The sequence below is a fragment of the Methylocapsa palsarum genome (genome assembly GCF_900114285.1).
GTDB classification, from domain to species: domain Bacteria; phylum Pseudomonadota; class Alphaproteobacteria; order Rhizobiales; family Beijerinckiaceae; genus Methylocapsa; species Methylocapsa palsarum.
This window is the reverse complement of the sequence record NZ_FOSN01000021.1, coordinates 13565-32606: the sequence shown is the minus strand read 5'-3', so window position 1 is coordinate 32606 and position 19042 is coordinate 13565. Positions and strand designations below refer to the sequence as shown.

Below are 19042 nucleotides of genomic sequence, written 5' to 3'. Positions count from 1 at the left end.
CGAATGCCGGTAAAAGCTATCGATATCCAAAGGGCTTGGCGCGAGTGGGCTCCGATCGCCCTATGGATCGCAGCGTTCGTCATTGCTGACAGATGGTTCGATTTGCCGATTGTCTTTTCCGCTCCCGGCGCCTTCCTGGCGGCGCTCGTGTACGGCTATTTTGCCCGCGAGCGATCAAGGCACCGGAAGGCGGATTTGATCGAAGCGGCTGCGGCCGCGTGGGGCGAGGTCGAAGAGGCCGCGGAGGCCATCCGCGAAGCCGAAAGGACGAATGCCGGCGCTGAGGCAATCGCCGCGCGCGGAGAGGCTTACGCCGCCGCGCTGGACCGCTCTGCGATCATCGCAAAGCAGCTCGCGGAGTACGGCGCGCGTCAGGCCGCGGGGCCGCCCAAGACCCGATAGACGCTGGCGCGGCCGATGCCGAGCCGCTCGGCGATCTCTGTCGGACCAAGTCCGTCGACGTCGCGCAGGCGCCGCACGGCCGCCGCGTCGATCGAAGGTTTGCGGCCCTTGTAGACGCCTTCGGCCTTGGCTTTGGCGATGCCCTCGCGCTGGCGTTCCTTGCGGATATTGGTTTCAAACTCGGCGAAGACACCGAGCATGCCGAGAAACGCTTTGCCGGCCGCCGTGCTTGTGTCGATCGGCTGTTCTGTCGCCTTGAGCGCTGCGCCCTTGCTTTCGAGCTCGTGCACGATCTCCGCCAAATCGCCGATTGAGCGCGCCAGGCGATCAATGCGCGTGACCGTGAGGACGTCGCCGGCGCGGATGAAGTCGAGCAGCGTGCGCAGCTCTGTGCGGCCTGCGAGCTTCGTTCCCGTCATCTTCTCGGCCCGGACGATGGTACAGCCAGCCGCCTTGAGCGCGCTTTTCTGCAAGCCAAGGTCCTGGTCCGTCGTCGAAACCCGCGCATATCCGTAAGTGGCCATGTCATCCTCAATTGTCTCGATAGCCTCTAGACCCTTCCCTTATGTCGTCTCATAAATCCAAAGTCAACCCTATTAAGACGAGAAATGTGTCTCACGGCGGTGCTTCATGAGGGTGTACCCAAATCGGACAGGGTAGCCGCGCATAAACTGACAATTCCGCGCGATCCACGCACAAGGCGCAACCAATCAGATTTCTCGGCGGTTCTTGTCCGCACGTGAGGTCACAAAATTATTTTATGGGCAAAGGCGCCTTGGATTGTAGGTTGGCATACATGCCGCAGATTGAATTTAATCAACAGTCTGCGTGCGACCGAGAGCATTTTCCACAGCCATTTGTGTGTCAACAGTATGCAGAACTACCAGTAAAATCAATATATTATGCAATGTTGCCGGCTTGACACGGCGCAGGACGGCGAGCATCCTTGCGGCGCAATTTCACGGAAAGGCTACCGCTATGAGCAAACAATTAAACGCAGGAAACTACTGGGCGGAAATGAACTTGACGCGGAGCGCCGAATACGCGGCGAGTTCCTACGAACGGTTCTGCACAAGGCAAATCTTTCGGAGTCTGTTCGAATACACGGCGCGCGATGATCCCCATATGTCCCGGCTCGCCCGACAGGCCTACGAAGCTACGTTCATCGCCGAGTTCGGGGTTGACGGCGCCGCTGCCGGGCGCGCCGAGCATGAGCGCCTAGAGGACGAGCATACTGCGGCTATGTGCGATCCTGAGAACCCGGACTATCAGAACGAAGACGGCCGGCCGCTCAAAGCCTGGCGGCGGCAGTTCGTCCAGATCGATCGCCGGCGGCGCGCCTGACCCTTCCAACCACGGCTCTTTGTCCGCACCACTGTAAGTGTGAGCGCCCATCGCGCTCCTCATAGCCCTCGTCCCCGTCCTCGACCGCACCGGCGGGTGTATGCCCAGGCGCAGGCAACCCCACGAAACGCGAGGAGCATACGCCGATCTCCGCAAGCCCGCCGGCCTTCCGCGCCCCCGCCGGCGCCAGCGAACTGGTCGACCCCCGGCCTGATAGACCGCCCTCGATAGGATTTGTTGCGGGGAGCGCGAGAACAAATTTGGCCGGAGCTGGAAATTGGCGCTCTCAATCAGCTCTCGGCGCCAAGCCGGATTGTCCTCGCCGCGAGACACGCCAATCGACGCGATAAACGGGCGCGAGCCCAACAGGTGCTACACGCTTAACCGCCCCGTCACCACGCCGGCAGGAGCGCAAAAACACCAGGCAAGACTTGACAAAGCCAGACAAACGACGCTACGCTGCGGTTGACAGCGCTGGAGGGGAGTGATGGCGATGGGCAGTAGATTTGAGGCAATCGACAAAGCTCTTTCCGCCGTCTGCCACAACAAAAATCCGCTCAAAGCAATGGTCTCCGCGATCGATGTCCTTGTTGCCGATGATGAGTTCGTTCTTTCCGATGCCAATCTTGAGGTACTGTTCGTTCGCCTGCTAGACGCGCGCGGGTCGTTAGACCACGCCTGTCCCGAGCGTGCGCCGCTGTTTCTGTACGGAGCCAGAGCTCTAAAGACGCTATTGCTTTTGCGCGCCGTCGCTTGTGAGGGTGCGGAATTCTACGCTTGGATGGGCTTCAATGGGGGGCTGACCGACGAAGAGCCGGCCGCCGATCTCGTGAAAAAATGCAAGACCATTGACGCCGTCAAGTCGGCAATGCTGGACGCTGCCTTGGCCGAGCTTCATTTTTTTAAGACGGGCTTGTTGCATGAACTCGCATCCCGAGAAGCGATCCGGAAGGGTGATGAACTTGAAAAAGTGCGCGCACCGTATGTTGTAGAGGCCGCGGAGGCTGAACGTTGGCGTCGCGACCGCATTAAGATGGAAGCGAGTTGCGATGCCGAAGAGGCAGAAAGGGCCGCCTGTTATGCCGAGCTTGGCGCGTCGGACGCGAGGGAACGCGCCTCTTACGAGGAGGCTGCGCGCGCCAGGTCGAAGGGCGCATTGCAGTGACGCCGCTCAGCTTCCGGACTCAACCGCTCCGAGATCAAAGGCGATATAGACATGAAAATTGAGACCGACCTTCCTCAAGCGGTCTATGATATCGCCCTGAAGATGCGCGCGCGAGATTTCGAAGAGCTTGAGGCGGTATCGCACACGAACACGCGCGAAGACCTGGCGCGCCTGCTATCCGAGCGCTACGGCTCCCGCGACGACGTCTTCGCTGTCGGGCTCAACGGCAAGCCGGTTGCGATCTGCGGTCTTATCGAGCTCCGGCCAAACGTGCTGTCGCTTCTCTTTTTCGCGACCGATGAGTTTTCCTCGATTGCGTTGCCGCTGACAAAGTACGTCACGCGCGAGCTGTTCGCCCTGCGGATCGCCGCCGGCGTGCATCGGATCGAATTTGCTTCTCTGTCATCTTACCGCGCCGTCCATAATTGGATCGAAACGCTCGGGCTTTCCTTTGAAAGCACAATCCAAAAATGCGGCAAAGCAGGTCAGGACTTCGACTTTTACGCCTGGGTTTCTGGTGCGGACGAGCCGCGCACAATTAACTGACAAACGGCTGCGCCATCGCGGCGCCAGCACCCGTGAAGCTCAAACACCGGCGACTGAGAGAGGCCTAAAATGTGCGATCCGATCACAATTGCCGGAATTGCCCTAGGCGGTGCCGGCGCCGCGGCTAACTCGATCGGCGCCGGGAAAGTCGCCGACGCGACGTCGCAAACGCTTGCCGCGAACCTCGCCAAGCAACAACAGCTCGACGCGCAGGCCAAGGCGATCAATGACCATTCACTCGGGCTTTACGGCGATTTCTCCGGCCAGACTGACGCGAAAGCCAAGTCGCTCGGCGACTATTTTACGCAGGCCGTCGCGCCGCAGGGTGTGAGCGGCGCGAACGTCGCGCCCGCGGGCTCGACCAACACGCAGCAAGCGGAGGCAGCCGCGCGCGGTGTGGCGCAGAAATATTCGAACCAGCAAGCAACCGCCGGGGCGAAAGTCCGCGCTTTCGGCGACGTGCTAGGAAACGACGCCATCGCGCAGGGCCGCGACGGCTCGCAGCTCGGGCAGATCGCCAACTTCAAGAGCGGCGACACTGGCGTCTTGGGCCTAAAGCTCAACGAGGACACGCACTCAGGCGACGGTTGGGATGTGGCGGGTTCGCTCGCCACCGGCCTCGGCGGCTTGGGCTTAAAGGCCGGGCTCGGCGAGGGCTGGAGGAAGTTCCGAAACTCATCCCCGCTCACTTCTCTTTTCGGCTATGATCTGAAAGACGCGCCACAACCCGCCGGCAGCCACAACCTCCCATTTGTGTAAAGCGCCATCCGCACGCCGCGCGATCTAGGGCACAGAACGAGGCGGTTTTCGACGCCGCCGGTTGGCAGGACAAGGCGCTCGGCGCGCTGCGCGCCATCAACGCGATCCGGAACCAGCAAGAGACGGCGGTCGATCTCGCCGGCCGACGCCGCGGCCTGGGTCGAAGCCCGCGGCGAATATGGCAACATGAAAACCCTCGAAAAGGCGCTCGGCGGCGCCGGCGAGCAGACAGCGCAAGGGGCCATTTCGCCGGCGCAGCTCCGCATCGCCGCGGCTGGCCGGTCCAAGTCCGATTATGTCAAGGGCCAGGGCGATCTCACCGAGCTGGCGCGGGCCGGGGCCGGCGTCCTGCCACCGCTTCCCAATTCCGGCACGGCTCCGCGCCAGCAGGCCATGCACACGATCAGCACGCTTCAGGGCGGCGGTGTGGTTGGCGCTGCCCTCGCTGGTCATCCCGCGGCGGCCGTCGCGTCTCTCGTTGTGTCGGCCATCGCCGGCCGCGCGCTCATGTCGCCAGCGATGCAGGCCTATCTCGCCAATCAGCTCGCGGCAGGCGCGCGCGTCGCCGGGCCAGGGGGAGCGCGCGCCGCAGCGGCCGGCGTTGGGGCGATCGGAAGCCGGGCGCTCTCAGATATGTCCGCGCCGCGGGCGCAGGCGCATTGAAGACGCTTGACGAGCTCAACCCGTCCGAATGCCGCTGGCCCGTCGGCGAAGTCGAGCGCGGCGAATTTCTGTTTTGCGGCGAGCTCAAAGCCGAGCGGATGATTTCGGCGCTCCGCCCCTCACCCTATCGTCAGGCGCATCTGGCGCTAGCCTTTCGGCCGCGCGTGAAGCAGCCCGAAGTGCGGTCTGGCAGCCCACGCCTGGGATCACGAAGCACGAGAATAACTAAAAAGTAAGCGAAGGGTTTTCCGCAAAATACTTGCGCATTCTATCTAAAGTTTGTTTCGCCGAGGTTGGCGAGCCGCCCAGAAGACCGGCTTGCAACAAAGGTCGATCATTATCCAGATCGTCATACTCGGCTAACCTCTCTGCGACGCCGCCCCTCTTCCACATATACCGGCCGAGGGGGACCCATAACCAGCTTCGCTTGTTGGCCGCGATCTCAAGAAGTCGGATATGGCAGGCTTCAAGCGATATCAACAACTCTACTCGATCAAACAACTCTTCGGCGTTATCTTCATCTATCGCGGCGTCGCAAAGTTCATCTTTGAACAGCGTAAAAAGATAATCATTGGCAGGCGTCCGACGCCTTTCAAAGCCGTCAAGTTGTCTCCAATCTATGTCCGTAACCAGCCCCCACACAGGCAACACTGACACAAGCGCCTGATTCACCCCGTTGTTTTTGATTTGCCCATGCATGAGATGAAATACGGCGAAAAAATCTTCGCGAACAACCTCTCCGGCCAAGGCCCAATAAAAACAGCAGCTGGCGCAAAAGTCTCGAAGATCAGATAGGTATGTGATCCCGGCTAACGGATGTGAGCGGAACCACAACGAACGAACAGTTTGCGCGATAGCCTGATTAGCTTTTAGTGTTCCCCATCGACCGCACACAAGGCATACGCGGCGCAGAACTTCGGAAAGAGCCGCAAATTTTTTCACCAGCGCGTTCAATGATTTTGCGGTCAGCTGCTGGGTTGGGTAATCTGTGCTGTTTATGAAGCTCTTTATTTTGGCCACCTCGCCGGTCAGCATCTCCGCCCATTCGAGCGCGTACCGATCGTCTCGACAGTACTTCTTAGCGAGGGAAACCGCCATAGCGACGCTTTGCGGATGTGGGCGCGCCGCCTGCCTCAGCGCATCGACCGTATCACAGAGCCGAGCAAAAAAGCTGTCTGCGTCTGTAATCGCGATGCTTCGTCCCGCCCGATGGTCGATCAGGTCTTGGCCAAGCGGCCCGATTTGGCCGCGAGCCGCCCAGTAGAACGGATAGCGCCGCGAGGGCGCGCGCAACAACGCCGCCCGAAGCGCCGCGTCCCATTCTCCTGACCAGCCGACTACGATCAACCCGAAACGGTCAAATATTTCGTCCAGAAGGCCGTCGATCGCTGGCGCATAACCTGCGAGCTCTGCGTCGGTATTTTTGATGCGCGCGTCCTGGTAGTCGCCATGGAGCTTGATCACGGTGCATCTTGCGTGGACTACCGGCGTGGCGCCCGCGAGCGCATCTTCGCTTGCGATTACTAGCGGCTCGACGCCAGCCTCTCGCAATGCATTTTCAATCAACCTGTCGAAATTAGTCGTGAGGATCAAGCGGATTGCGCCCTCAGCGGCAAGCTTTGCGACGGCATGATGGGCCTTTGTCGGCCGGCGCGCTTCGTCGCTCTCTCGGGGCTCAATAAAGGAATGAAGGATCGCACGGCGCTCGCTTGGCGTGCTGGCGAGCTTGTCGAGAAGCTCGGAGTAGTTCGGATACTCGCCGTAGTTTTCCTGGAACCAGGCCGTCCAGTCTTCGTGCTCAGTCACCCCCTAGTAGCGGCGAGCCGCCGGACGAGCTCCACTGTGATATCCCAGCCAGTTGGAATGTCGGCAGCGCGCGACAATCCCGATCCGACGAGAAGCGCAAAAACGCCCGGATTGTGATGGAGAGAGAGAGCCAGCGCGTCAAAGGGGTCAAGATCGAGCATTTGCTACCTTCAAAACGAACAGGGTTCTCGCCGATGTTCGTTTGCTTCTAGCAAATGCCGTCAACACCGAGAGGCGGTCGCGGCAAGCACGAAAGCGTTTTGGACGGTTATCCACAGGGCCTTGAGGCGTCGCAATAGTAGTTGGCCGCTCGCCCGTCTCGACAAGGAGATCACGCCTCGGCGAGAGCGAGAGCGAGAGCGAGAGCGGTTCGGCGGATCGTATCCGCGACATAAGACGGGGCCAAGTGCGCATAGTGCATTTCGGCCATGCGCGTGCCTGAATGGCCGAGCGCCTGCGCCACGACCGTGAGAGGCGCGCCGGCCCGCATCATCGTGCTGGCGTAGGAGTGGCGCAATTCGTGAAGCATGATGTCGCTGAGTTCGGCCCGCGCGACCGCGGCCTTGAACTCGCGCTGATAGGCTGCGGCCTTCCATCGGCCGCCGGCGTGAGCAAGGAGATCGCGCAATTCGCCCTCGGCGCTGTTCACAAGCGCCTGCTGCTCGGCCGCAGTCAGAAACCGGACGCTGGCCGACGTCGCGCTGCGATAGAGTTTAACCAGTCACCAGGCGCTATTGTCGTCGACGAGCCGATGGTCAAACGCCCAATTGAGCGAGGCCTTCAAAGTTGCCAGCGCTTCGTTCGCGTCGAGAATCGGGATTGTCGCTATGGCGCCCATCCGATCCAGATACTTCAAATTAACCGGCGGTCCGGCGTCAGCCACGCAACAGCTCGTCAGCGTCAGGACGCCGAAGCGCTGAATAACGCTGGCGTCAATGAAAGTTGCGCGTCTTCACTTTGATCGTGTCGATATGCGGGCCTCGTGGCGGGGCGTCGCGGGGATCGGGACGAAAGCCGCCGCTTTTGGCCTCGTCGCCGCGGCCGTGACGCACGGGAAACGGGCCGTCCCGGAGCCCGACGGTCGCGAGTTCCGCCGAGAGATCGAACAGCTCGCGCGCGACGAGATGCACGACCTCGCCCTCGCGCTGGATGCGGCCGCTGACGACCATCATGCTCGCCGTCATCACCGTGCGCCGGAATGTCTCGAAGATTTTCGGCCATATGACGAGATTGGCGACGCCGGTTTCATCTTCGAGCGTGATGAACATGACGCCCTTGGCGCTGCCAGGCCTCTGGCGCACCAGGACCAGACCGGCGGCCTTGAGCCAGCGGCCGTCGCGCGCGGCCATGGCTTCGTTGCAAGGGACGATGCTGCGCCGGCGTAGCTCCGCGCGCAGAAAGGATACGGGATGGGCGCGCAGCGTCAGCCCGACGCGGCGATAGTCTTCCACAACCTCGCTTCCTGCCGTCATCGGCCGTAGCGCGACGGCCGGCTCGTCGATCTCGGCAAGGGCCGCGCCTTCGCGAGCGGATGCCGCCGCAAACAGCGGCAGCAATTCGTCGCGCAGCGCCCGGATTGCCCAGAGGGCTTCACGCCGCGCGAGGCCGAGCGCCGGCCTGAAGCCGTCGGCTTCGGCGATTTGAACGAGCGCTGCAACCGGAACGCCCGCGCGCCGCCAGAGATCGTCAACCGATGCGAAAGGCCTGTCCTCCCGCGACGCGACAATCACAGCCGCATGGGCGTTGCCCAACCCCTTCACCATCCGCAGGCCGAGCCGCACGGCAAAGCAGCCCTCCTCACCCGCTGGCTCCAGCGCGCTATCCCAGCGCGAGGCGTTGACGCAGACGGGCCGTATATCGACGCCATGCTGGATCGCATCGCGCACGAGCTGCGCCGGCGCATAAAAGCCCATCGGCTGCGAATTCAGAAGAGCCGCGCAGAACACGTCCGGGTGCCATCGCTTCAGCCAGGCCGAGGCATAGGCAAGCAGCGCGAAGGAGGCGGCGTGCGATTCGGGAAAGCCGTAGCTGCCAAAGCCTTCCAGCTGCCTGAACGTGCGCTCGGCGAAATCCCGCTCATAGCCGTTGCCGACCATGCCGGCGATGAGCTTGTCGTGGAACGCCGAGACGCCGCCGGTGTGTTTGAACGTCGCCATCGACTTGCGAAGAAGGTCCGCCTCGCCCGGCGTGAAGCCGGCGCAGACGATCGCCACTCGCATGGCCTGCTCCTGAAACAGCGGCACGCCGAGCGTCTTGCCCAGCACCTCTTTTAGTTCGGGCTTGGGGTAGACGACGGGCTCCAATTCATCGCGGCGGCGCAGATAGGGATGCACCATGTCGCCCTGAATCGGGCCGGGCCGCACGATCGCCACCTGCACGACGAGATCATAAAAAGTCTTCGGCTTGAGTCGCGGCAGCATCGACATTTGCGCGCGGCTTTCGATCTGGAAGGTTCCGATGGTGTCGGCCTTCCGGATCATCGCATAGGTCTGCGGGTCTTCCTGCGGGATGCTGGCAAGGTCGAGGCTCAGGCCCTTGTGGCTGGCTAGAAGATCGAAGCTGTGCTTCAGGCAGGACAACATGCCGAGGGCGAGCACGTCGACCTTCATGAAGCGCAGGGCGTCGATATCGTCCTTGTCCCATTCGATCACCTGACGGCCGGCCATGGCGGCGGGTTCGATCGGCACGAGATCGTCGAGACGATCGTTTGTCAGGACGAAGCCGCCGGGGTGCTGGGAAAGATGGCGCGGCGCGCCCATGAGCTGGCGAGAGAGATCGAGCGCGAGCCGCAGCCGATGGTCGGATAGATTGAGGCCCAGCGCTTCGACATGCCTGTCCTCGACGCCATCCTTCGACCAGCCCCAGACCAGGCTGGACAAGGTCTTGATCAGGCCTTCAGTGAGGCCGAGCGCCTTGCCGACGTCCCGCAGCGCGCCTTTCGAGCGATAGCGGATGACGGTCGCGCAGAGGGCGGCGCGGTCGCGGCCATAATGGTCGAACACCCATTGTATGACGGTCTCGCGGCGCTCATGCTCGAAATCGACGTCGATGTCCGGCGGCTCGCGCCGCTCCTCGGAGACGAAGCGCTCGAATAGCAAATTGCTGGCGACAGGGTCGATCGAGGTGACGCCAAGCACATAGCAGACGGCGGAGTTCGCCGCCGAGCCGCGGCCCTGACAGAGGATGTCCTTCGTGCGGGCAAAGCGCACGATCGAATTGACGGTCAGAAAGTAAGGCGCGTAGCACAGCTTCTCGATCAGCCGCAGCTCATGCACAAGGACGCCGCGGACGCTGTCTGGCAATCCCGCCGGATAGCGCCAGGCAGCGCCTTCCCAAGTCAGCTTCTCCAGCGTCTGCTGCGGGGTCAGCGCCGGGTCGTCACGCTCCTCGGGATATTGGTAGGCGAGTTCATCCAGTGAGAAGCGGCAGCGCTCCATGATCGTGAGCGTGCGCGCCAGCGCTTGCGGGTAGCGCGCAAACAGCCGATGCATCTCCTCTGGCGATTTGAGATGACGGTCGGCATGGCGCTCGCGGCGCTCGCCGAGTTCGTCGATCGTGACGCCGTGGCGGATGCAGGTCACGACATCTTGCAGGATGCGCCGGCCAGGTTCGTGGAAGAGAGCGTCATTGGTGATGACGCTCACGACGCCCGTTGCGGCGGCCAGAGCGTCGAGCGCGTGCAGACGAAGCTGATCGTCGGGGCGCCGGCGCAGCGACAGCGCGAGATAGGCCCGATCGCCGAAGGCCTCGCGCAGCCGCCGCAGCCAGAGCCCGCACTCTTCATCCGCGGCATCGGGGACGAACACCGCGATCAGCCCTTCGGCATGGGCCACAAGATCGGCAAAGGCGAGCGCGCATCTGCCCTTGCCGGCCCGCTTCTTGCCGAGCGACAACAGCCGGCACAGGCGCGAATAGGCGCTGCGATCGGTCGGATAGATGAGAAGGGAGACGCCCTCGACGAGATCGAGCCGGCAGCCGACGATCAGGCGCACGCCTGTGGTTTTTGCGGCCTCATAAGCGCGGACGACGCCCGCGAGCGAATTACGGTCGGCGATGGCCAGCGCTTCGACGCCCAGCGCGGCCGCCGCCGCAAACAGCTCCTCGCAGGAGGACGCCCCACGCAAAAAACTGAAATGCGAAGTCGTCTGCAATTCGGCGTAGCGCGGGCGGCTCATCCGAAGATTCCATGCAGGAACCAGCGCTGCGATCCCGTCGCCGCATCCTCGCCGTCGCCCGAACGAAAAATCCAGTAGCGCGCGCCGCTTTCGTCCTCGATGCGGAAATAGTCGCGCACGGCGCATAATTCGACCTCGCGCTTCCACCACTCCCCGAACAGGCGCTCGGGTCCATCGGCGCGCCTCACGCGCCGGCGCACGCCGCGCCAGGTGAAGACGGCGGGCGGATGATCGGGAAGCAGCGCGACCGTCTCGATTCTCTCCGGCCGGGGAAAGAGGCGCGCGGGCCGCGGCCAGTGAGGCGACCATGTCGCGCCCGTCTCTGGCGCGAGAGCTGGGATGTGGCGGATCGACCGCTCGGGCGCATCGCTGGCCACCGGCGCGATCCGATAGATCGCTCGCTCGCCGACGCGGTTGGCGAGTGTGTCGACAAGATCGCAGATGTCTGCCGCCGCCGCCTCGCCGAGTGGGCTGACGGTCTGCTTCGGCGCCAGCGGTTCAGCAACCGTCGCAGCGAGCGTCATGACTTCGATGCCGAAGCCAGGATCGATCGTTTCGATTTTGTCGCAGAACAGCCGCGTGATGCGCCGCGCGTCGTGGCTTGGCGCCGCCAGGCCGACGCGCACGGCCACGGCCTGATTGTCGATTCGCCGGCAGAGGAGATCGAGCCGGCGTGCACCGAGCCCCTTCAGCTCCAGGGCCTTGCAAAGCTGACTGGTGAGATGGGCGATCGCGCGGGCGATGGTTTCCGCGGCGGCGATGGGTTCGGCAAAAGCGCGGCGCGCCTCGATCATGTCGGGCGGGCGGATCGGCTCGATCGGCTCGGCGCGTTCGCCGAGCGCCTGTTCGATCCGGCGGACCAGTTCGGGTCCAAAGCGCAGCGTGAGCGGCGCGCGCGGCTGCGCCAGCACATCTCCGATGCGTTCGAAACCGAGCCTGTAGAGTTCGCTCGAGAGGGCGTCCGGCAGGCGAAGGGCTTCCAGCGGCAGGGGCGCCAGTATGGCCGTGCCATGCCCGAGCGTGGCGATCAGCGTCGGCCGCGCGGCATAACGGGCGAGCGCATGGGCTGCGCCCAGCGTGTCGGCGACCGCAGCCTTTGCTGCAAATCCCGAGGCGGCAAGGCGGCCGACCAGCCCCGCCAGCATGGCGGCCTCGCCGCCATGCAGATGGTCGGCGCCAGTCGATTCGATGACAATGCCGTCAGGATAATCGGCAGCGACCATCGGCGCGTAGCGCTGAAGCGTCCAGACGGCGAGCCGGTCAAGCGCTTTGGCGTCCGCTTTGGCGTCCGCATTTTGAACGATGAGGCCGGGCGCGAGAATTTGCGCCTTGGCGAGGGGCATGCCAACGCGCAGGCCGGCCGTCTTGGCCGCGCCATCCGCCGCCAGCACGATGCGGCGATTGCCCTCGCGGCCGGCCAGCACGAGAGGAGTCTCAGGCGCTGGCGCCGCCTCGCCGTGCGCGCGGCGCGTCCGATCGGTCGACCAGCTCGGAAGGAACAGCGAGACGACCCTTGGCATCGCATGCCTCCAGTTCGAATTCCGCGCCTTCGCCGGCGCGGCCGCGGATCAGTTCAACCCGCCATCGCGGCCGCCCGATGCCGGGAACGGGCAGCGGCGACGAGGGCAGCGCCGAGATGCGCCAGCGCGTCGCAGCCGCGGTCGGCGCTCCGAAATCGGCTGCTCCAGCTTGCCGGCGCCCGCGCCGAAGAACGATGGCGATCGTTGCGCCGCTTGCTTCGGCGGCCAGCTGCAAGCGCCGCGACGCTGTCATGGACAGACGCGCCGCCTCGGCGACGACAGCGCCAAGGCCGCCATGACGCAAGCCTTCCTCCATACAGGCCAGAACGCTCTTGTCGTCGCCGGCCTCGACATACATCACGCGGCCGGACGCGAGCCCGGCCTGAGCCAGTCCCGGCGCAAACAAATCCGCGCGGCTGACGCACCATAAAACTTTGTTTTTGGCGCGCGCAGCAATCCCGGCGGCAAACAGCGTCGCCGCCGCGCCGCACCCGCCGTCGCCCGCGACCTCATGCAGCGCGCCAATAGCAAGGCCCCCGCCGGGAAGGCGCGAATCCAGTTCGGCGATCCCGAAAGGAAGCGTCGATCTGGCTCGCCTGCGGCCTTCGATCTGTTCGATCTGCGCGCGCAGAGCCTTGATGGCGGGCTCGGACCGCACGTCTCGCATGGACCTCTTTGGATAAACCAGACCACGATGTTCTTTATTTGTTCCCGTTTACGGCGAGAGTCAAGCGATTGAGGCCCCAGATCGAAAGGCGGGCAAAGGTGTTCGACGACGCTCGGTCTTTCGCGTTCAGTGTTTGAAGCAGGGCGAACGGATCGCGCCCGCGCGTGCTCGCACGAAGCAACACGGCAAAAAAAAGCTTGTGTGAGACGGCTGTGTGAGACGAAGCTCAGAAATCGCCTAACTCATTGATTTCGTTGGCGCGCCCAAGGGGAATCGAACCCCTGTTTTCGCCGTGAAAGAGGGATAACGAACCGTTTTCAGCTTTCCGGCGAACGTCAGTGAATTCTAATCTCCCTGTAAATAAGCGAGTTTCAGTTCTTGCGCGTTCGTCGCGGTTCGCCTACATCATTTCCGTATAATTTCCGTACGGAATATTTCCATGGCCAGGACCGTCAAAAACGTCAAAATCGACACCCGCTCTGGCCGCTCGAAATTGACCGAAAGGCGCGAGCCTTTTTGGACGGTGATCTCGTCCGGTTGCGCGATCGGATATCGCAAAGGCGCCAAGGGCGGGACTTGGATCGCGCGGCTACGCGACGACGAGGGGCGGCAACACTACGAATCGCTAGGCGCGGCTGATGACACCAGAGACCCAGACGGCCTGACCGTTTTTTCATTCAGCCAGGCGCAGGAGACGGCCCGAAAGTTCTTCGCTGACAAAGCTCGCGCGCTTGCCGGCCATATGGCGCCGGCACAGGGCCCATATACGGTGAAGGACGCCCTCGAAGATTATTTCATCGCTCGGGAAGGCCGTGGATCGAAGGGCGTCCGCGCTGATCGATACGCCGCAGAGGCGCGGATCGTTCCCGAACTCGGGGCGATCGATCCGGATAAGCTCACGTCGAAACGGATTAGAGACTGGCTAACGACTGTCGCCAGGGCGCCCAGGCTCTTGCGCACGGCAAAGGCGGCTGAAAGGCGCGCAACGAAAGACGTCGACCTGAAAGACCCCGAGGCGGTCCGCGCGCGCCGCTCGACCGCGAACCGGCTTTTGACGGTTCTCAAGGCCGCGCTGAACCACGCATTTCACGAAGGCAGGATTGGTTCCGACGAACCGTGGCGCAAGGTTAAGCCGTTCCGAGAGGCGGATTCCCCGGTTGTCCGCTATCTTTCCCCCAGCGAATGCCTGCGGCTCGTGAACGCCTGCGACCAGTCTTTCCGTGATCTTGTCCGCGGCGCGCTCGTGACTGGCTGCCGATATGGTGAACTGACGCGGATGCGGGCAGCCGACTTCAATGCTGAGGCTGGCATGATTTCGGTTAGGCTCTCCAAGGCTGGGAAACCTCGCCATGTCGCCCTTGCAGACGAAGGCCGCGCGCTGTTCGCTTCGCTCACCCTCGGCCGGGCTCCGCAGGATTTGATATTTCAGCGCGCCGATGGGGCCGCATGGGGAGCGTCGCATCAACAGCGCCCGCTTGAGGAGGCCTCAAAAGCCGCCAAGCTCGATCCGACGGCGACGTTTCACATCTTGCGCCACACATACGCCAGCTCGCTTGCGATGAAAGGCGTCCCGATGGGCGTCATCGCGGCGCAGCTTGGCCATTCCGATACGCGGATGACTGAGAAACATTATGCCCACCTGGCGCCGTCTTATGTCGCCGATACGGTTCGGGCTGCCCTGCCTGGGCTGGGGATATTCGAAGAAAGCAATGTGGCCGCCTTGCATCGGAAGGCCGCTGGGTAGATCACTTCAGCTACGCGGGGATAGGCCGGCCAGCCGACAAGCCAAGGCGCATCACTTGGTTTCCCCGCGTTCCTCTGATGCTCGCGGATGCGCGTGATGGACGATATTGCTGAACCGACCGACGCTGATAATGCGCGAGTCGTATGGGCTGTAGCGCGCATACCAAACTGCGTATCACTTGAAGACAAGGGCGCGGCGATACTTGGGAAAGCGCTCAAAAGAGCCGCATATTGGCGCTCGGTCGCCGCTTCGACGACACCGCGTCGCCAGCGCGACCGACTGAAACAAATCGAAGGTCATGCGTCTCACTTGGCCCGGCTACTTGCCGAGGATTGTGCAACACGAGATGACATAGTGTACTGCTGGCCGCACTTTCCGATCAAAAGCGCGCCGCCTAGTTTAGGTTGCACTAGACGAGGCCTCGCCGCGATCCGCAAAGCGGCGGGACGAGCGCAAAAGCTTAGCGGCGGATCTGCATTTCGCGATCAATTCGGCTCGGCAGACCGGTTGTTTATTCAACGCGTCGCCAAAATCTATTTCGAGAAATCTGGCAGGCAGCCAAGGATCAGCCGAATTAATGATCAAAAAGATATTGGCGGCCCATTCGTGCGCTTTGTACAAGAGGCATCACGTCAATTCTGCATGGGGATGACGGTACCGTCAGCGGAAGCCATTAAAAATGCTTGTGTTATGCGTAAGAAAAGCATGTCAGGCCGGGGGTAAGGTTCGCCGCAAAATACTTACGCCTTACCAACGTTCTTTGCCGCCCGTCTCGTAATAGTCCTCTTGCGTTCGCCGAAGTTTGATGCGGCGCAGGAGACGTTAAGATGTCAGACATTGAATGCAATCTCTCATATGGAATCGATGCGTTTGTTAAGATTGCGGGCATTGGCAGAACAACTGTTTTCCAGGAAATCGCGGAAGGGCGCCTCAAGGCCAGGAAGATTGGTCGCCGCACAATTATTCTCAAAGACGATGCAATTGCTTGGCTTACCTCATTGCCGGCATCTCGGCCTCGTAACTCCGAGGCCGTCTGACCAATGGCCGCGAAGTCCGAAACCCGGCGCACTTGCGATGCGGCCGGCAGACGGGAGACGCTTTCATGAGCGTGCTTACCGCAGAATCGAAAATAACAAAGCTCATCCCAAGGCTCGCTTCTGATTTCGACGGCGAGGTTGTCGCAACGGCGAGAGCAATCGGGCGAGCATTGAAGAGCGCCGGCTTGGACTGGCACGATGTCGCCAATATAAGCGAAAGCTGCCTCAATAAGCCAGCCTCGGTGCGGACCTCTTCGAGCCGGAAGTACTACGGTCGAGCCGCCGAAGTCGCCCCCGTCTGGAATAAGCTCACCGTAACGCAGCGGGGCGCATGGTTATCCGCCATCCATCGCCAGCATTGGTTATCGGTATGGGAGGCAGATTTCGTCGCTGACATTTGCGCTCGCGATCCTGCGGACATCGAGCGCTTGTCGCAAAAACAAATAATTTGCCTGAACCGAATCATCGGCCGCGCCTTTTCGATGGGGATGCGCCGATGAGCGAAGCGCAACCTCGTGGGCTTGGGATGCCCGCCGCAGTTATCCGGCTTCCCCTGACGCCGGCGGGGCGGGATGTGTTGCTTGAAGCGCTGCGCGCGCCGGGCGGCCTGAGGGGCATATATGGGCTCGAAACGGGCGATTGGCTTGATTGGGATGCGATAGCTGAATACGCCGCCGAAATAGAGCGGGACTTAGAACGCGACCGTGAAATCGATCTTGAAATTGAGCGGAGGCGCAGGTCATGAGCGACTTCATCCGCAATAAATTTCTCTGGCTCGATCAGGTCGCGGCCGATGGAGATCTGCCGCCCACTGTGGCGCGATTGGCGATAGTGCTTTGCCGTTATTTCAACCGGGAAAGCGGGAGCGCCTGGCCGTCGATTGAACGATTAGCGCGTGATCTCGGTATCGCGGATAGGTCCGTTCAAAGGATGGTCAAACTCCTCATCGAGCACGGCCACCTTGAAGTTGATAGCGGCGGCGGTCGCAACAAGACAAACCGATACTGCCAAATCATCAAAACAGCGACAGAATTGTCACCCTTTGACGATGAAAACCCCGACGCCGCCGTCACCCTTTCTAATGAAGAACCCCGACAGGATTGTCATCCTTTGACCCAAGAAAGGGTGACAATTTGCGTCAATAAACCCCGACAGGATTGTCACCCGAACCCTTTGAAGGAACCCTTTGAAAAGAAAGATGCCGGCAAGCCGGCCATTTCGGATTTCAGGAAGTCTTCGCTCGAACCGATAAGTTTGGTCCCGGCAATCCCTTTCATTGGGAGAGGCGCGGCGGAAGCTGAACAATTGGAAACAGCGGCGCGGGGCGCGAGCGATTTGGAGGCCGACCTTTTCCGGCGCGGCAAAGAGGTTCTAGGAACCAACGCTGGCGGCTTGATCGTAAAGCTCCTCAAGGCCAAAGGTCGCAACATTGCGCTGGCGCGCGCAGCCATCGAGACAGCCTCGACCAAGCAGAGCGCGCGCGAATATGTCAACGGCGTCATTCGGGGCTCTCCCGAGGCCAAGACTGCGGCGGACTACAAAGCCGAGGCTCGAGCGCGTGGCGACGCATGGTGACGCCGATGCAGACGATCTCGGAAATCATTCGAAACAATGGAATTTCTCTTAGGCGGCTGGACAATGGAAACCATCGAACGACCTGCCCCAAATGCAGCCCAAATCGGCGGAAAAAGCACGAGCAGTGCCTATCCGTTTCAATCGACCGAGACGGGTGCCGATGGAATTGCTGGCATTGCGGCTGGCAGGGCGGAGAATTCTTTGACAGCCGAGATCATGATTTCCGAAAAAGCGGCGGCCTGGGCCAAGGGCGCGCGCCGAATCAGCGCGGCGACTTTGGCGCGGCTCGGCGTCGGCTCCGGTACAACGTATTTTCCTGAACTCGATCGGAGAAGCGAGGGATTATTTTTCCGCTATCCGAACGGCTGGAAAGCCCGCGCGATACCGGACAAGGCCTTCGTAGCCGGCAAGGGGTTCAAGCTTTCGTTCTGGAATATCGACCGAGTGATTGTCGCCAACCCGCCGCGCGTCTATATCGTCGAGGGCGAGTTCGATGCGCTGGCGCTGGTTGAGGCGGGCGTGTCGCCCGACGCTGTGCTCTCCGTCCCGAACGGCGCGAAAGAGCGCCCAGCTGACGCGCCGCAGGATCAGGCGGGCTATGCCTACGTCGACGAAGCGATGCGCGCCGGCCTCAGTCGTGCAAAGCAATTCGTTTGGTGTGGCGATGGCGATGGCCCCGGTTTGGCTCTGCGCACCGACATGGCGCGGCTTCTCGGCGCGGCGCGGTTCAGCTTCGTCGACTGGCCGGAGGGCTGCAAGGACGCCAATGATCTCCTCGCCGGCGACGGACCGGAGGCGCTGCGCAGCCTTGTCGAAGACGGCGCTCTCCCGTGGCCGGTGGCGGGGCTCTACCGCATGCGCGAGCTTCCCGAGCCCGCGCCCTTCACCCTGTGGAAGCCTGGCTTCCCGGAATGGGAAAGCAAGGTCATGCTGGCGCCGCGCACGCTCTCCGTGGTCACCGGCCATCCTGGCCACGGCAAAACCGCGCTTTGGGCGCAAATCTGGTTCAAGGTGGTCCAAACTTACGGCGTCGGGATTTGCGTCGCATCGTTCGAGACCAGGCCGAAGCCGCATCTGCGCCGCCAGCTCCGCACCCTTCACGCCGGCGGCCTCGAAAAGGATCTGACCGAACGGGAAATCGCCGCCGCCGACGCCTGGATCAACGATCGCTATCTTTTTGTTGTGCATCCCGAGCAGAAGCCGACGCTCGAGTGGTTTCTCGACATGGCGGAGGTCGCCGTCGTGCGGCACGGCGCCCGGATTATTCAGGTCGACCCATGGAACCGCCTCGAGGGCGCGCGCGAACGCAACGAGTCGGAGACCGACTATATTGGCCGCTGCCTCCGAAACAATCCACGCCTTCGCGCACGACATGAATTGCCATGTGCAGATTCTTGCTCATCCCGCAAAAATGGACTCAACCCGCCGAGGTTCTCCGCCGAGCCTAGAGGATATTTCGGGTTCGAAGCATTGGGACAACATGGTGGATCAAGGATTCGTGGTGCATCGGCCGGAGATATTCGACGGAGGCTCCCGCAAGACGGAAGCGGTCCTCTACCATCGCGAGGCACGGTTCGAAGAGCTGGGATACCCGTGTAAGTTGACCCTCGACTACGCCATCGCAAAGGGGCGCTATGTC

Annotated in this window: 20 protein-coding genes; 13 read left to right on the top strand and 7 right to left on the bottom strand. The window is 62.1% G+C overall.

Annotated elements, in window-relative coordinates; all coding sequences use genetic code 11:
* Positions 1-3 precede the first annotated feature (3 nt).
* Positions 4-402 (top strand): hypothetical protein, encoded by a 399-nt coding sequence (locus BM177_RS16920; RefSeq protein WP_091685979.1) that lies wholly within the window; start codon positions 4-6, stop codon positions 400-402.
* On the opposite strand, the gene BM177_RS16915 is transcribed toward BM177_RS16920, so the two are convergent.
* On the bottom strand, positions 372-926 hold the full coding sequence (locus BM177_RS16915) for a recombinase family protein (RefSeq protein WP_091685976.1): 555 nt from the start codon (positions 924-926) through the stop codon (positions 372-374). The two genes, BM177_RS16920 and BM177_RS16915, sit on opposite strands and share 31 nt — an antisense overlap.
* A gap of 454 nt (positions 927-1380) precedes the next feature.
* Between BM177_RS16915 and BM177_RS16910 the strand changes: the two genes are divergently transcribed.
* From BM177_RS16910 to BM177_RS21190, 6 genes are all read left to right on the top strand, one after another.
* The gene (locus tag BM177_RS16910; RefSeq protein WP_091685974.1) at positions 1381-1746 is read left to right on the top strand and encodes a hypothetical protein; all 366 of its coding nucleotides are present in this window, start codon (positions 1381-1383) and stop codon (positions 1744-1746) included.
* 487 nt (positions 1747-2233) lie between these two features.
* Positions 2234-2911, top strand: a complete 678-nt coding sequence (locus BM177_RS16905) for a hypothetical protein (RefSeq protein WP_091685972.1) — start codon at positions 2234-2236, stop codon at positions 2909-2911.
* Between the two features lie 51 nt (positions 2912-2962).
* Positions 2963-3457, top strand: a complete 495-nt coding sequence (locus BM177_RS16900) for a hypothetical protein (RefSeq protein WP_091685970.1) — start codon at positions 2963-2965, stop codon at positions 3455-3457.
* 69 nt (positions 3458-3526) lie between these two features.
* Positions 3527-4216: a hypothetical protein gene (locus BM177_RS16895; RefSeq protein ID WP_091685967.1), complete on the top strand. Its 690-nt coding sequence runs from the start codon at positions 3527-3529 to the stop codon at positions 4214-4216.
* Between the two features lie 186 nt (positions 4217-4402).
* Positions 4403-4879, top strand: coding sequence for a hypothetical protein (locus BM177_RS20195; protein ID WP_175492671.1), 477 nt, complete (start codon positions 4403-4405; stop codon positions 4877-4879).
* Positions 4876-5115, top strand: a complete 240-nt coding sequence (locus BM177_RS21190; protein ID WP_175492670.1) for a GcrA family cell cycle regulator — start codon at positions 4876-4878, stop codon at positions 5113-5115. Before BM177_RS20195 ends, BM177_RS21190 begins: the two co-directional genes overlap by 4 nt.
* Here the strand turns inward: BM177_RS21190 and BM177_RS16885 are convergent.
* The 6 genes from BM177_RS16885 to BM177_RS16865 form a co-directional block, all read right to left on the bottom strand.
* Positions 5105-6685 carry an SIR2 family protein gene (locus BM177_RS16885; protein ID WP_091685962.1) on the bottom strand — a complete coding sequence of 527 codons (1581 nt, stop codon included), beginning with the start codon at positions 6683-6685 and terminating at the stop codon, positions 5105-5107. The genes BM177_RS21190 and BM177_RS16885 overlap by 11 nt on opposite strands.
* On the bottom strand, positions 6682-6846 hold the full coding sequence (locus tag BM177_RS20185; RefSeq protein WP_175492669.1) for a hypothetical protein: 165 nt from the start codon (positions 6844-6846) through the stop codon (positions 6682-6684). Before BM177_RS20185 ends, BM177_RS16885 begins: the two co-directional genes overlap by 4 nt.
* Before the next feature lie 170 nt (positions 6847-7016).
* On the bottom strand, positions 7017-7334 hold the full coding sequence (locus BM177_RS20770) for a tyrosine-type recombinase/integrase (RefSeq protein ID WP_244532401.1): 318 nt from the start codon (positions 7332-7334) through the stop codon (positions 7017-7019).
* A gap of 283 nt (positions 7335-7617) precedes the next feature.
* Positions 7618-10860, bottom strand: a complete 3243-nt coding sequence (locus BM177_RS16875; RefSeq protein ID WP_091685960.1) for an error-prone DNA polymerase — start codon at positions 10858-10860, stop codon at positions 7618-7620.
* Positions 10857-12380, bottom strand: coding sequence for a Y-family DNA polymerase (locus BM177_RS16870; protein WP_091685957.1), 1524 nt, complete (start codon positions 12378-12380; stop codon positions 10857-10859). Before BM177_RS16870 ends, BM177_RS16875 begins: the two co-directional genes overlap by 4 nt.
* Complete coding sequence (locus BM177_RS16865) at positions 12295-13047, bottom strand: ImuA family protein (RefSeq protein ID WP_091685955.1); 753 nt, start codon at positions 13045-13047, stop codon at positions 12295-12297. Before BM177_RS16865 ends, BM177_RS16870 begins: the two co-directional genes overlap by 86 nt.
* 439 nt (positions 13048-13486) lie before the next feature.
* Between BM177_RS16865 and BM177_RS16860 the strand changes: the two genes are divergently transcribed.
* From BM177_RS16860 to BM177_RS16830, 6 genes are all read left to right on the top strand, one after another.
* Positions 13487-14791, top strand: coding sequence for a tyrosine-type recombinase/integrase (locus tag BM177_RS16860; RefSeq protein WP_091685953.1), 1305 nt, complete (start codon positions 13487-13489; stop codon positions 14789-14791).
* A gap of 96 nt (positions 14792-14887) precedes the next feature.
* Positions 14888-15514 (top strand): hypothetical protein, encoded by a 627-nt coding sequence (locus BM177_RS19650; RefSeq protein ID WP_139223694.1) that lies wholly within the window; start codon positions 14888-14890, stop codon positions 15512-15514.
* Between the two features lie 104 nt (positions 15515-15618).
* The gene (locus tag BM177_RS16850; RefSeq protein ID WP_091685949.1) at positions 15619-15828 is read left to right on the top strand and encodes a helix-turn-helix domain-containing protein; all 210 of its coding nucleotides are present in this window, start codon (positions 15619-15621) and stop codon (positions 15826-15828) included.
* A 65-nt stretch (positions 15829-15893) separates the two neighbouring features.
* Positions 15894-16328, top strand: coding sequence for a hypothetical protein (locus tag BM177_RS16845; RefSeq protein ID WP_091685947.1), 435 nt, complete (start codon positions 15894-15896; stop codon positions 16326-16328).
* A gap of 241 nt (positions 16329-16569) precedes the next feature.
* Complete coding sequence (locus BM177_RS16835; protein ID WP_091685941.1) at positions 16570-17403, top strand: helix-turn-helix domain-containing protein; 834 nt, start codon at positions 16570-16572, stop codon at positions 17401-17403.
* A 201-nt stretch (positions 17404-17604) separates the two neighbouring features.
* Positions 17605-19002, top strand: a complete 1398-nt coding sequence (locus BM177_RS16830) for a toprim domain-containing protein (protein WP_175492668.1) — start codon at positions 17605-17607, stop codon at positions 19000-19002.
* Positions 19003-19042 lie beyond the last annotated feature (40 nt).